This window comes from Fibrobacter sp. UWH9 (assembly GCF_900129715.1).
GTDB lineage: Bacteria > Fibrobacterota > Fibrobacteria > Fibrobacterales > Fibrobacteraceae > Fibrobacter.
Genome location: NZ_FQWP01000006.1, coordinates 87,780 through 102,435, shown reverse-complemented (window position 1 = coordinate 102,435; position 14,656 = coordinate 87,780). Strand labels below are relative to the sequence as shown.

Genomic DNA, 14,656 nt, shown 5'->3' with positions numbered 1-14,656 from the left:
AACGTTCAAAAACACGGTATTCAACAAATTTTGAGAACACAAAATTAAACTTTCAAAATATTTGTTTAAATTTTGTGTAAAATTTAAACAAATATTCACCATCCCCTATTGACACGCCTTAATTCCAGGATTAAATTATGAGAAAGATTTTGAGAACATTAAACTTTAAGTAAAAACGATTGTCTCAAAATCAAGGTGTTATAAAAAAGGGATGTGGGTATGAATTCCAAAATTTTCACAGCAATGGCCTTTGGCCTCGCCACCGTCGCAACGGCAATTACTTCTCCGGACTTTCCTATGACCGGTTTCGCCACCCAGAACGGCGGCACCACCGGCGGCAAGGGCTACGGCGAAGTTACCGTCAGCACCACCAGTGAATTGGCCAATTACGCCAAGGCGGGAAACAAGATTATCTATGTAAAGCCGGGTACTTACGCAGGCCCCATCAACGTGGGTAGCAACGTAACCATCTACGGTTACCAGGGCGCAGTCATCACCCAACCCACCACCGGCAGCGCCATGAAGCTTAGCGGATCCAAGAACGTCATTATCCGCAACCTGAAATTCCAGGGCATCGGCGCCCACGACGATGACGACGAAGATTGCCTCCAGGTGAATCACGAATCCAAGAACGTCTGGATTGACCACGTCGACATTTATGACGGTCACGACGGCAACCTGGACATCACCAACGCTTCTGACTACGTGACCATTTCCTGGACCAAGTTCAGCTATACTAACAAGAGTACAGGCCATCAGTTCAGCAACCTCATTGGCAACAGCAAGACAAAAACTTCAGACCGAGGCCATCTCAACGTCACCTTCCATCACACTTGGTGGGCAGACGGCGTTGTGGAACGCATGCCTCGCGTGCGCTTCGGCAAGGTCCACGTAGCCAACAACCTGTTCGATAGCAAGGACGCCAGCTACTGCGTTCGCGCCGCTGTTGAAGCCGACATTCGCATCGAAAACAACGTGTTCTTGAACGTACAGAAGGCTCTAGACTTGTACACCAGCGATGGCACCATCACAGCAGCCCAAATGATCAACAACTATGAAGAAAACGTGAAGAAGAAGCAAGCTGGCACCGGCACCGCATTCAAACCCAGCTATTCCATGAGCCTTACGGACGTAAGTACCCAAGCCAAAGCTTACGCCCTCCGCGATTCCATTAAACAGTATGCAGGCGCCACCTTGCCTAACCCAGGAAGCAGCGGAACCGTCACTCCGGCAAGTTCATCCTCCGAAGTTCAAATCAGTTCTTCAACCACCGCCACCAACTCTTCCAGCTCCCGCAATGACATCTCCAGCAGTTCCGTAGCCGTCTCTGGCGAAGCAAGCCTTACAAAACACGGCACAGGCAACTCCAGCCAGACCGTCGCCGCCGGCAGCGCCATCGATGAATTCTACTACACCATTGCAGGCGCCACCGGCGCAACCGTCACCGGATTGCCCGAGGGCGTCAGCGGAACATTGAAGGGTTCCGACTTCTACATTTCGGGAACCGTTTCTGCAAACGCAGCCGCAGGTAGTTACAAGTACACCATCACCACCACAGGCGGCAACTCCACCGCAACGAAGAGCGGAACAATCACCGTTACTGCAGGAACAGAAAGCGGCAAGACCGACGAAAACGGAAAAGACGAAAACAACAAGAATCCGGAAAGTTCCAGCAGCGTAACCAAAGAAGATTCATCCAGCAGCGAGCCCGTCGAAGATTTCTCCAGCAGCGAGCAGGATGCAGAACCGACTAGCAGTTCCGCAGAAAGTCAAACCCAGGCCATCGCAGCCACCACAAACTTCAAACACACCATCACTGCAAATGGTCACGCCGTCACCATCGAAGGCGCCAAGGGCAAGTCATTCGCCATCTTCGATATGCAAGGCCGCCCACTAAAAGCCGGCATGATTAACAGCGAACGGATCGTAACCGACATTCCCAATTCTGGAAGATACATGGTCCGTATAAATCGCGTTAACCACATTATCTCCATTCGTTAGAATTCTTCCACCAATAAAAAAGCTCCGTTCAGAATCGAACGGAGTTTTTTCTTTTATGAGTTCAGCTTTTTTATATTTGAGTCAATGTCTACCGTCATCCTGTTCAACAAGCCTTTTGGCGTATTAAGCCAGTTCACGCCGGAGTCGGGTCACCCCGCTCTGGACACCTTCGGCTTTCCGCCCGGAGTGTACGCTGCTGGCCGCCTGGATCATGACAGCGAAGGCGCCTTGTTGCTGACCGATAACGGCAAGCTCATCAAGAAACTTCTGGACCCCAAGTTCGAACATCCTCGCACTTATCTCGCGCAAGTTGACGGACAAATTACCGAAGAAGCCGTGCGACGCCTCGCCGCCGGAGTAGACATCAAGGGGTATCATACCAAGCCCTGCAAGGCCCGCATCGTGCCAGCACCAGACTGGATCTGGGACCGCAATCCGCCGGTCCGTTTCCGCGCCAACATTCCCACTAGCTGGGTAGAGCTGACTCTCATTGAAGGAAAAAACCGTCAAGTCCGTCACATGACCGCCGCAGTGGGCTTCCCTACCCTACGTCTGGTCCGCGTAAAAATCGGAAACATTCCCCTGGCAGATTTGCAGCCCGGCGAATGGCGAGTAGTCACAGAGAAAGTGATTTAAGTTTGCCTTCTAAAAGATTGCCACGCCTTCGGCTCGCAATGACACTCTAAAAAAAACACCCCGCCGGATTTTTCCGACGGGGTTGTTTTTATGCTAGGTCCCTCGACTTCGCTCGGGGTGACACCGCGCTTTCGCGCGTCGTCAATTACAGCAGACCTTTAAAGAAATCATTACCCTTATCGTCGACCAAGATAAAGGCGGGGAAGTCCTTAATGGTGATCTTGCGGATTGCTTCCATGCCCAGTTCCGGGAAGGCCACGATGTCGTTGGACAGGATGTTCTGTTCAGCGAGGATTGCAGCCGGACCACCGATGGAGCCCAGGTAGAAGCCACCGAACTTCTGGCAAGCGTCCGTAACATCCTGAGAACGGTTTCCCTTAGCCACCATGATCATGGAGTGGCCCTTGCTCTGGAAGCGCATGACGTACGGGTCCATACGGCCAGCAGTGGTAGGACCGAAGGAACCGGTGGGCATGCCTTCCGGAGTCTTAGCCGGACCGGCGTAGTAAATCGGGTGGTTGGAAACAACTTCCAGAACCTTCTTTTCGATATCGGAAAGTTCCTGACCAGCTTCCTGCTTGTCCAGGATTTCTGCGATCTTGGCGTGAGCCATGTCGCGAGCCACGATCATGGTGCCCTTCAGGTTCAGGCGAGTTGCAACCGGGTACTTGGTCAGTTCAGCGCAGACATCCTTCATGGGACGATCAAGGTCGATTTCCACTGCAGCGGCGATCTTTGCTTCGCCCTTCGGCAGGTACTGTTCCGGATTGTGTTCCATCTTTTCGAGCCACAGACCGTTTTCGTCGATCTTAGCCTTGATGTTGCGGTCAGCAGAGCAGGAAACGCCGATGGAAACCGGGCAGCTTGCAGCATGACGGGGGCAACGGATCACGCGAACGTCGTGGACCAGGTACTTACCGCCGAACTGAGCGCCGATGCCAGTCTTCTGACAGATGTGGAGAACCTTTTCTTCCATTTCCACGTCGCGGAACATACGGCCGCCTTCGGAACCGGTGGTCGGAAGATCATCATAGTAACCGCAGCTAGCCAGCTTAACGGTGTGGGTATTCATTTCGGCAGAGGTACCGCCGATAACGATAGCCAGGTGGTACGGCGGGCAAGCAGCAGTACCCAAGGTCTTCACCTTTTCGGAGATGAACTTTTCCAAGTTCTTCGGGGTGAGGAGGGCCTTGGTCATGGGCCAGTAGTAAGTCTTGTTGGCAGAGCCACCGCCCTTGGCGACGAAGAGGAACTTCATGTCTGCACCTTCTTCGGCGTGGATGTCGATCTGGGCCGGGAGGTTGCAAGCGGTGTTCTTTTCTTCGTACATGGTCAGAGGAGCGATCTGGCTGTAGCGGAGATTCTTGGTGGTATAGGCATTGTAGATACCTTCGGAGATGGCTTCGAAGTCATCGCAGCCAGTCCAGACCTGCTGACCCTTGTGGGCAACGCAGATGGCGGTACCGGTATCCTGGCAGAACGGGAGCACGCCCTTGGCGGCAACGCATGCGTTCTTCAAGAGGGTAAGAGCAACGAACTTATCGTTGTCGGAAGCTTCCGGATCCTGGAGGATCTTTGCAACCTTGGCGGTGTGAGCCGGACGGAGACGGAAGCTGACTTCTTCGAAAGCAGCCTGGGCGATCTTGGTGAGGGCTTCCTTGGAAACCTTCAGGATCTTCTTGCCTTCGAATTCGGCTACGGAAACGCCTTCCTTGCCCAAGTTGACGTATTCGGTGGTGTCACCGGTGTGCTGTACGGTTGCTTCGTACTTGAATGCCATAAATATGCCTCATGATTTCGGCAATTACAAATTACGAATTACGAATTACAAGATTTAACCAGGCAGCGCAGCTGCGATTATTCCTCTCATAATTCATACTTTATAATTCATAACTCGTAATTACCCGTAGGGTTAAAGTTACATGGGAAAAATTACATAATATTAGCGGAAAGCGGAAAGATTAAAGCGAAAAGAAACAGCTGTGAGGTGTGAGGTACGAGGTACGAGGTGCGAGCATTATTCTTTATACTTTAAACTTTAAACTATAAGCTATTCAGTTCGGACATTGGGAGCGGGAGCGCTAACTATAGAGTGGATAGTGAACAGTGAAGTGCCGCAGAGAAGTACGAGGTGTGAGGTGTGAGGTACGAGGTGCGAGCATTATTCTTTATACTTTAAACTTTAAACTATAAGCTATTCAGTTTGGACATTGGGAGCGGGAGCGCTAACCATAGAGTGGATAGTGAACAGTGAAGTGCCGCAGAGAAGTACGAGGCGTGAGGTGTGAGGTGTGAGGTACGAGGCGCGAGCATTATTCTTTATACTTTAAACTTTAAACTATAAGCTATTCAGTTTGGACATTGGGAGCGGGAGCGCTAACTATAGAGTGGATAGTGAACAGTGAAGTGCCGCAGAGAAGTACGAGGTGTGAGGTGTGAGGTACGAGGCGCGAGCATTATTCTTTACACTTTAAACTATAAGCTATTCAGTTTGGACATTGGGAGCGGGAGCGCTAACTATAGAGTGGATAGTGAACAGTGAAGTGCCGCAGAGAGGTACGAGATACGAGGTACGAGGCGCGAGCATTATTCTTTATACTTTAAACTTTAAACTATAAGCTATTCATATCTGATCCCCCCCTCAGCACATCACTCATCACTCATCACTCACCGCTCATCACTCACCGCTCATCACTCACCGCTCACCACTCATCACTCACCACTCATCACTCACCACTCATCACTCACCACTCACCACTCATCACTCATCACTCATCACTCATCACTCATCACTCATCACTTTTATCTGAACCGCCTCCGCCAGTCGCCGACAGCATCAAAATGCGGTTAGGCCGCTCTCCAAAGGTAAAATTTGATGGTCTGGTGACGTTTTTGAGGTATTTTTGTATCTTTTTTTTCATAAAACTCATCAAAACGGCTCAATATGAGTTATTTTTTGGAATGTTAAAGTTTTTAAATAAAGAGGAATCCTATGAAGATGAAGAATCTGATGCTGGCAACTATGTTTGCCTCTGCAATTGCATTCGCTGCTGAAGCTGCAGCACCCGCTGCCGCTGCTGCACCCGCCGCTGCACCGGCTCCCGCTGCCGAAGTAAAGGCTGAAGCCGCTCCTGCCGCTGAAGCACCGAAGGCTGAAGCTGCTGCACCTGCTGCCGAAGCAAAGGCTGAAGCTGCTCCTGCCGCCGAAGCCGCTCCCGCTGCTGAAGCTGCCGCTGCACCTGCTGCCGAAGCCGCTCCCGCTGCTGAAGCTGCTCCTGCCGAAGCCGTAGCTGCAACTGATTCCGCTGCCGCACCTGCCGCTGAAGCCGCTCCTGCTGAAGCCGCACCGGTTGCTGAAGCTGCTCCTGCCGCTGACACTGCAAAGGCTGAAGTTCTCGAAACTAAGGCAGAACCCGCACCGGTTGATTCTGCTGCTCTCGCTAAGGCTGAAGCCGAAAAGAAGGCTGCCGAAGCTCAGGCAAAGGCTGAAGCTGAAGAACGCGCCAAGATGGAATCCGAATCCATGGGTTCTGCAAAGACCACCATCATGGAAAATCCCTGGGAATTCCTGATTGTCTCTGCAGCATTCGTTGCATCCGTCCTCGTCATCATCTTCACCGGCAAGGATTAATGACCGTTCGCATAAAACGTCTGGTCTAGTACCTGCGTCAATGCACACTCTCATAAGAAAAGACTCCGCTTATCACGGAGTCTTTTCTTATTCACGGTACAAGACAAAGGAGGGCTACGCCCCCCTTAAAATCTCCCCTGCTAAAAACCTGTCCCCAAAGGCAGGTTTTTGCGTTTTTGACCGTTCGCATAAAAAGACTGGTCTAGTGCCTGCGTCTTGGCCCAATCTCGCTAGATGAGACAAAGGAGGGCCACGATCCGCTAGGGAGGTGCTTTTTTTCGCCAATTCATTATGACGTTTATTTTATGAGCGTCAGGAAGCATTAACGAAACCTCCTGCATGACAGCGGTTTTCTTTATGCGGAAAAGGCCCGGTTTAACACCGGGCCCTTGTCCATAAGGTTTGCTTTACCTTTCCGCTTTCACCTATATACTAGTAAGTGACGTAGCAAAGTACGTTCATGGAAGCGCTAACCGTGATCTTGGTTCCGGCGGCAGAACCGTCGGTACAAGCAGCAGGAGTAAGGTTTGCAGAGTAGTCAATGGTGTATTCTTCGCCATCGATATTCAGAAGGATTCCATTTCCGCTACCACCGCAGACCAGGCCACAGTTAACAGCTTGAGGCGGATACTGGGCAACGATGGTTTCGCCACCCGGGAAGGCCTTGGAAGAGTCTGCCATGGAGTGAGCCATAACCACATCAACCTGATTGGGGTCAACCACGGTAACCGGGTCACAGCTATAGGTCTGCACGGTTTTGTCTTCGTTGGTGACGGACACAGAAACCTTAACAGACTTCTTATGCATTTCGCCAGTCGCGGTCATAGAAGCCGAGGCACCAGATCCAGAAATAGCACCATCATCGGAACTCCAGCTATAGCCGGTAATCTTGGATTCGGATTCAGCAACCACATTCCAGCTCATGGTTTCGCCAGCATTGACAGAAGCCTTTTCGGCGGAGCAGGATTTCACCACAATGGGCACGCCCTGAACCTGCAAGGAACCGCACTGCACTTCGCTACCATCGACATTCAGGGTCGCAGTATAGATGCCGGATTCGGTATAGGTGATGTTCACGGAATTCATGCCGTTACCGGAAACAGTCTTATTCAGTTCCGGGAACTTCCAGACGAAGGGAGACATGATCGCATCGAAGACATCGCCGGATTCACGATAGAAGGACCAAGTGGCAATTTCACCTTTTTGAATAACGTCTGTAGAAGGAGAGCAGGATCCGTTCACGACGCCAGAGGGTTCGTTAAGCACTTCGTCAGAGCTTGCGGTTTCGGATTTCTTGGCGGAAGAGGACCTTGCCTGCTGTTGCGCAGCGGAAGAGGCCGGACCAACGTCAGAACCGGAATCAGGGGTAGCGTCGGAATTGGAACTAGTCACAACATCTACTCCGGCACTGGAGTAAACATTGGCTTCGTGAGAAGGTTCGTTAGCACTTGTAGCATCTTCGCCACATGCCGCCAAACCAAAGGCAAGACCGGCCGCCACTAAAGAAAAGTTTTTTGTAAGATTGCCAAACACAGTCATGCATGTAAATATAGATAAAAAACACGTTTTTTCACCTTTTAGTCTTTGTAATTTTTTTTCGGTGAAACAAGTCACGAAAAAAAGGCTATCTTGTTCCCGTGTTGATGGGATTTTTTTCTAAAGGAGGCTTTATGCCGTTTTTTGTTGTACCCGTATTGTTGCTAGCGACAGCGTTGTTCGCTGTAGAACAGGAGCAACCGACCCCGTACGATCTGATTCGACCTATTTGGCCGATGACGTGGGATACCGCCGCTACTGATGAAGGCGGTACCGTACAGAGTTTTAGTAAGTACGTGCCCAACGCAAAGAAGCACAATACTGTGCCCGCAGTCGGTTCCATGCCTCAGGACTTCGTTCCCAACGGACTGATTCCTGACTCCCTGAACCAGGCATTCCGCGACGCGCAAAACCTCCGCATCGGTCGTATCCGTATTAACCAGGCAGGCTACCTGCCCGACGATCCGGAAATGCAGTTCTACTACGTTTCTGACGGAAACTGTACCGAAACCTATTCCGTCGTTGACCTGGATGGTAACGAAGTGGCCAAGGGTGGTACCTTCATGTCGTCTGGTCTGACAACGACCTCTTCCTGGAACATTAAGGCTGGTACCGACGCCGCAACAGCCAACCAGGGCCGCTATACATCCTCTGCCGACGCTCCCGAAGGCAAGGTCTGTATCGGTAACCTGACCCAGCTTGCCGGTGGCCTCGCCCAGGACACCCGCTACCGCGTGAAGGTCCTCAAGCAGTACTCATCAACATTCATCATCAGCCCCCGCGTTTACTCCATGGTTCGCGACGCCTTGCTGAAGTTCTACGGCGTCAACCGAAGCGGTAACTCTGAATCCTGGTTCCACAAGCCCAGCCATACCAAGGATGGTGGTGGCCCCGTGGTCAACAACATTACCGCTGGTGCAGCAGCAACCCCCATCTCCCCCAAGGAAGGCGACCTCCAAGGTGGCTGGTACGACTGCGGTGACCATCTTAAGGAATCTTACACCCAGGCTTATGCATTCATGGTTCTTGCCATTACCGCCGCCGGTAACCCGGATCGCGACGATGACAACTACGCCTACAACCACGCCGAAACAGTCAACACCGACGGTATTCCCGACATTCTCCGCGAAGCCAAGCATGGTGCAGACTACTTCCTGAGAGCTTACCGCGTAGCTGGCGGCATTGTAGACAATATGCCTGTTTCTGTGGGTAACTTCGGCGCTGACCACGGCTGGTGGGGCAGACCGGAAAACCAGGACGCCCTTCCCGCAACCTTGAAGGGTAGAGGAGGTCCTCATGAACGTGACGTCCGTCTGGGTGAACTGGGCGCCAACGTTTCTAGTGAAATTGCAGCAGGTCTCGCTATTCTCGGTAAGGAATACGCCTTCTACGACAAGGCTTTCGCCGACTCCTGTAAGATGGCAGCCGTAGCTATCTATGAATTCGCAAGAGCTCTCGCTCTGGACCAGCCGACCTACGGCAATGGTTTGAAGTTCAACAACAACAAGGAAAAGGGCGAATGGGGCACTCCCGCCTATAGCGGAAGCAACTCCTACATCGACGATATCAGTATCGCAGCAGTAGCCCTGCATTATGGAACCTACCCCGATTCCGGTATGAAGTACCTTAACGATGCCGTAGAAGACAAGACCATCGGTACCGATCAGGAACCTGGCGTAGGCTTCTTCCGCGGTGGCTGGATGGCAGCCAAGCGTGACGGTATGCGTAAGAGCAGTAACACCGACTGGGCAAACGTTCAGACCTACGCCCTGTACGGTTTCTACAAGCTCCTCCTCAAGAACGACAGTATTTCTACCCATTACGGAATCACTCACGACGAACGTCTCTGGTATGCAGAAAACGTCGCCTTCATGTTGGCTAACAACGTAGCAGCCCGTTCCGGCACAGGCTCCACCTCTATTCCTATTCCGAACCCCAGCGATGGAACCAAGAACGTTTCTGCAAGCGACCTCTGGTACCAGATGCAGACTCAGATGGCCTGGATTTACAACCGCTACCAGGCAGGCAACATCTTTGACGTGTTCGCATACGCAGACGTAACCAAGGACCTGGAAGGAGTTAGACTTCCCCAGAAGGGCGTTCAGAACTGGAATTCCGAAAAGATGAAGCAGCTCGGTATCAACCAGCTGAACTACCTCTTCGGTGTGAACCCCTGGGATATTTCCTTTATGATCGGCGTGGGCGACAAGAGCGACAACCACCCCCATCATCGTGCAGCAAACCCCGAAGGCAAGAACATGCCGGGTGCTGGTTATACCTATAAGCCCCCTGTAGGCGCCTTGTTCGGCGGTGTTCCTCCCGAAGGCGACAACGAATGGGATCCGTCTACCCTGAGCTGGGAAGACTACTACAAGTCTGAAACCTGTATCGACGCAACCGCAATGTTCCTTGCCGCAGCCTCTGCCGCCATCAAGGAAGAAGATCGCAACCGCGCACCTTCCGAAATCAATGTGGAAATTCGTTACGTCGGCTATAACAGCGCAATCATCAAGGTTGGCCAGGATGTCCGCGGCCCCGCAATGATTCTGTACAGCACCAACGAAACTGGTCCTTTCAATACTCCGGTCAAGGACACCATCAACAGTGTCACTCACGAATTCAACCTGACTGAACTCCAGAACGGAACCACTTACTACTTCAAGGTCATTTCCATTAACGCACGTAGTGAAGCCTACACCACCAAGTGGCTTGTAGACAGCACCAGCACCCCCTTCTCCTTCACGACGCTCGTAAGCCCTCCGGGCGATGCCGATATCCAGAACGTCAAGATCTGTAACCTGACTGCAGATACCGCCGAAGTCATGTGGTACACTCCTAACGGTCAGTACGAATCCAAGGTATACTGGGATACCGAAGTCAAACCCTACGACCAGATGATCTGCCCGGGTGCAGCAGCCCAAAGTTGCGACATCGTCGGCAACGCTGACGTTTCCGGCATCCCCACCAGTTTCCATTACGTCAAGTTCGGCGACCTGGAAGAACAGACTACCTATTATTACTGCGTCGAAAGTAACGGTTCCATCCGCTGCAACGACGACAAGGGTCAGCCCCTCAAGTTCACCACCCCCGTTACCCGCTACAACTTTGATGTCAGCGTCTATCAGTATGAATTCGGTGGAATGGACTTCCTGAACCTGAACCTTATCAATAATGAAGACCGTCAATTCGACAATATCGAACTGCGTCTCTACGTGACTGCAAAGCCCGAAGAAATCGAAGCTGTTCCTGGCGTGAACAACCAGCCGGGTACTTGCCCGCTGCTGATCGACTCCGATATCTGCCAGGCTTACGATGAAGCAGGCTTCAACAGACCTTGCGTAAATGCCGCAGGCGAAAACGTTGACGACTCTCTCCGCTATTACTTGCGTCATGCCGTTCCTGTCAAGCTGGAAGACACCTACAACCCGGCAACGGGAGAATACGACTGGTACATTCCTATCCCGCTGGGCGGAACTCTCATCAAGTCCTCTTCTCGTATGCGTGTTGACGTAGGCTTCTCTTCTGGTATCTATCAGAACAACATGTGCGAAACACTGCGTACTCCTGGCAAGAAGCGCTTCCTCATCCCCAATACCAAGGACTGGACCTGGACGGCCCACTCTCGTGAAGTTGACGGTGCCGACTACGCAGGTGTTCCTTCCTGGGAAAAGGACCAGGGCGATATTGAACAGGCTCCTGTGAACCCCTACATTGCAGTTTACCGCAAGGGCGAATTCATTTCTGGCTTTAGCCCCTCTTACGACGAAATGATTAACAAGCGCGCCAACTACGAAATCACGATGAGTTTTGACGCCCCCTTCAACGTATCTAACGGTTCCTACATCCAGATTGACTCTACCACCAGCACCATGCATGTCAAGGGTCAGGCATTCATCACCGAAAGCGGTTACGTGAATTCCATCTGGGTAAACGGTGTCGCGCTGACCAACGAACAGCTGGCCAAGGCAGCCATTTACGACAATTCTACCGGTCGTTATGCCCTGGATATTCCGGTCAAGCTGACCATCGGTACCAACAAGGTTGACATTACCGTATTTGCAGGCCCGGATCCGTCATGTTCCTACTGCGTAGAAAACGGTGGTTGCGCCTTTATCAACCGTTCCTACTACATCCAGTTCAGCAAGGGTGACCGCACTCAGAGTTCTCTGTTGCTCATTGCCCAGGATGGAAATTCCGTCTCTAGTCCGGCTCCGATCGATGGTTCCAACAAGTTCCATATCGAACTCCGCGACAAGGACAACCGCAACAATTCAACGGTAACCGTTTCTGTGCATAATTCCCGCACAAAGGATTCCGCAATTGTAACCCTGAAGAGAACTGACGAAAATCTCGGTTACTTCAGCAGCGATATGCTCAACGCCTCTGCTAGCGAAGGAGGCCTCCCCCACATTCCGTTCTACGGCGGCGACACCATCATGGTGAAATACGTCGACGCAGAAGATGAAGATGACCGCGATTCTGCCTGGTTCTACGCTGAAGCCACCAAGCCGACCCCGAAGGAAGCAGTCGTGCAGAACAATGTCTGTACTTTGACTGGCGATGCCCTGACAAGTGCAACATTGACCGTAAGCTTCGACAACGCCTCCTTTGACGGCACCGACATCATCATGGATAGTATGATTGTGGTTATGGAATCTGAAGGCTCCTCCGAAGGCGATAGATTCACCCTAGTTCCCACAGCAACGGTTACAGGCAAGGAAATATCATTCTCCGTCGCAGACTCCCTGGTTGGTGCTAACCCCGTCGGCAAGGTGATTGTCTACATGCGAGAAAAGGGCACTGCAAGTTCTGCAGAAGTCGCTCTCACCGATCGCGTAAAGCCCAAGTTGACCAGCGTCTCTATCCTCGAAAACGAAGATCATGTGAATGCTCAGGATACCCTGAAGCTGGTATTCTCTGAACCGGTCAATATTGTTGATACCAAGAGCTGGCCTCTCTCCGTATACGAAAACCAGACTGCCGTGGATTTGAGTTCCATCAAGGTTGTCTCGGCAAAGACGGATGACAACGGCAAGAGCTGGCAGTACGTTATCGAAGGAAACGAAAACTTCGCAGTCAAGGCAGGTAAGCAGGCTGAAGTTCCCCAGGCCTTCAACATTACAGACCTGTTTGGCAATAAGCTCGCAACTTGCGCCCCCGTGACCATCATCGAAGCCGTTCGCCCCGTTCCCGTTCAGTACGCAAAGATTACTGACGTTACTGGCGATGGACAGCCCGATGAGATCTACGTGGAATTCGTAAGGGCTCTCCGCGACAAGGACATCCCGGACACCATCGATGTATACTGGGGTAACCCGGCAGTATACCAGGCATTCACTATGCCTGTTAACGGCTGGACCAGGGAGGAAATCAAAGCAGGAACCGTTACGATCTACGACACAAAGCTGGACTCCGCAAACGGTACCTGGATCAAGGGTAGCATTCAGAAGACCTGTGTTGAATTCAAGGATATCATTGTTGTAGAAACAGATACTACCTGGAACTACACTTATCCTGCCGATGATTCTACGCTCGCGCCCACCGACAGTACCGTATTGAAGGTCGATACCACTTCTACAATGACAAAGCAGACCTGCTCTACCTACGAAACCAAGCAGGATTCCACTTTCGTCCCGAAGATCGACACCCTGGGAACCAAGGATTCTATTCTCTACCACTCCATCATCCGTGTGGCTGTTGAGAAGGGCATCTACAAGAATATGACCTACGGTTCCAACAAGGATCCCAAGACCAACGAATACAAGGGTACCGTGCGTCCCCGTCTCGGCCCCATTGAAAGCCAGATTTCCGACAATACTGCAGACCTCCATGATAACTGCGCCCCGATTCTCCTTTCTGCTCAGTGGCGAGGCTTCGACATCGGTGACGAGGAAAGAGGTTCTCAGGATGAAGTCAATCTGACCTTCTCTGAACCGATTGACACCGTATATCAGCCCCGCGTGGTGGAAAGAAGCCGCGAAGGTGCCGCAGGCGTATTCTACAGCCCCATGAATACTCCGACCCTCGCAATGATTCTTTCTTCTGGATCTTCCTCGATCCGTCTGAGTTACATGCATAAGGAAGCAGCAGCCATCTGGATTGGCGACTCCCTCCGCATGGTTTCTGACATAAGCCTCGGCACTCTCAGAGATATGGCAGGAAACTTCCCGGGACAGGAAACTCCCTGGGTCCCCGTCACCGGATCTGTATCCAACGTGAAGTTCACAATTGTCTCTACCGAACCGGTTACCAAGTCCAGAAACAATTATGATGTTTACTACGGCGGCACACCTTTTGCAAAGGGCGAAAACTTCCGTCTGACCGCAAAGAACAAGGCTGGCGAGACCATCATCCTGGCTGCAGGCGACAACGTACTCAACAAGGTAGGTTCCGCTCCGATTCCTAACTACAAGAGCGCAGGCCCTGTATTCGAAATCGAAGTCGCACTGCCCTTCGGCAACACCCGTGAATACGGTTTGGGCTTTGACCTGAGCATCTTTACAAACATCGGCGCCTATGTCATTAACACCCATTATGCCGATTCCACCAAGTACCTCAAGGATTTCATCTCTGCAGGTAGCACAATCACCTTCTATCTGGAATGGTGCGCTCCTGAAGATTACCCCATGAGTGCCGACGGAAAGAAGATTGGTACTGGTCCTTACATCGCCAAGTTCAAGACCCATGCCTCTAGCACGGTCTTCCCGGAAGTTAAGGAAGCTGGCGACACCAGAGAAGACATCAGCGGTTCTGACACCTTCACCAAGACCTTCGGGTTTAGGCGAATCAAGCAGTAAGATGCAGGTGTTATAAAACTTATGATAGCGAGAGAATGTGGTCCAGAAAGACCAC

At 51.7% G+C, this 14,656-nt stretch carries 7 protein-coding genes; 4 read left to right on the top strand and 3 right to left on the bottom strand.

The features are described 5' to 3' along the window. The first annotated feature begins 219 nt into the window (after positions 1 to 219). Positions 220 to 2,001 (top strand): pectate lyase family protein, encoded by a 1,782-nt coding sequence (locus tag BUB94_RS07235; protein WP_139260162.1) that lies wholly within the window; start codon positions 220 to 222, stop codon positions 1,999 to 2,001. A gap of 84 nt (positions 2,002 to 2,085) precedes the next feature. Continuing rightward, on the top strand, positions 2,086 to 2,637 hold the full coding sequence (locus BUB94_RS07230; protein WP_073157212.1) for a pseudouridine synthase: 552 nt from the start codon (positions 2,086 to 2,088) through the stop codon (positions 2,635 to 2,637). Positions 2,638 to 2,782: 145 nt separating this feature from the next. On the opposite strand, the gene BUB94_RS07225 is transcribed toward BUB94_RS07230, so the two are convergent. Together BUB94_RS07225 and BUB94_RS16730 are read right to left on the bottom strand one after the other, a co-directional pair. Next, on the bottom strand, positions 2,783 to 4,417 hold the full coding sequence (locus BUB94_RS07225; RefSeq protein ID WP_073235569.1) for a fumarate hydratase: 1,635 nt from the start codon (positions 4,415 to 4,417) through the stop codon (positions 2,783 to 2,785). 1,009 nt (positions 4,418 to 5,426) lie between these two features. Further along, complete coding sequence (locus tag BUB94_RS16730) at positions 5,427 to 5,567, bottom strand: hypothetical protein (RefSeq protein WP_175549695.1); 141 nt, start codon at positions 5,565 to 5,567, stop codon at positions 5,427 to 5,429. 62 nt (positions 5,568 to 5,629) lie between these two features. Here BUB94_RS16730 and BUB94_RS17040 point away from each other — a divergent pair, with 62 nt between their 5' ends. Then, a complete protein-coding gene (locus BUB94_RS17040) occupies positions 5,630 to 6,268 on the top strand; it encodes a hypothetical protein (protein ID WP_073235566.1) in 639 nt (212 codons plus the stop codon). 432 nt (positions 6,269 to 6,700) lie between these two features. On the opposite strand, the gene BUB94_RS07215 is transcribed toward BUB94_RS17040, so the two are convergent. Next, complete coding sequence (locus tag BUB94_RS07215; protein WP_073157221.1) at positions 6,701 to 7,807, bottom strand: hypothetical protein; 1,107 nt, start codon at positions 7,805 to 7,807, stop codon at positions 6,701 to 6,703. Positions 7,808 to 7,938: 131 nt separating this feature from the next. On the opposite strand from BUB94_RS07215, the gene BUB94_RS07210 reads away from it, so the two are divergent. Next, complete coding sequence (locus tag BUB94_RS07210; RefSeq protein ID WP_175549694.1) at positions 7,939 to 14,601, top strand: glycoside hydrolase family 9 protein; 6,663 nt, start codon at positions 7,939 to 7,941, stop codon at positions 14,599 to 14,601. Positions 14,602 to 14,656 lie beyond the last annotated feature (55 nt).

Excerpts from the sequence above, each read along its gene's own strand:
- BUB94_RS07235 (WP_139260162.1), top strand. The coding sequence starts at position 220 with ATGAATTCCAAAATTTTCACAGCAATGGCCTTTGGCCTCGCCACCGTC.
- BUB94_RS07230 (WP_073157212.1), top strand. The coding sequence starts at position 2,086 with ATGTCTACCGTCATCCTGTTCAACAAGCCTTTTGGCGTATTAAGCCAG.
- BUB94_RS07225 (WP_073235569.1), bottom strand. The coding sequence starts at position 4,417 with ATGGCATTCAAGTACGAAGCAACCGTACAGCACACCGGTGACACCACC.
- BUB94_RS16730 (WP_175549695.1), bottom strand. The coding sequence starts at position 5,567 with ATGAGTTTTATGAAAAAAAAGATACAAAAATACCTCAAAAACGTCACC.
- BUB94_RS17040 (WP_073235566.1), top strand. The coding sequence starts at position 5,630 with ATGAAGATGAAGAATCTGATGCTGGCAACTATGTTTGCCTCTGCAATT.
- BUB94_RS07215 (WP_073157221.1), bottom strand. The coding sequence starts at position 7,807 with ATGACTGTGTTTGGCAATCTTACAAAAAACTTTTCTTTAGTGGCGGCC.
- BUB94_RS07210 (WP_175549694.1), top strand. The coding sequence starts at position 7,939 with ATGCCGTTTTTTGTTGTACCCGTATTGTTGCTAGCGACAGCGTTGTTC.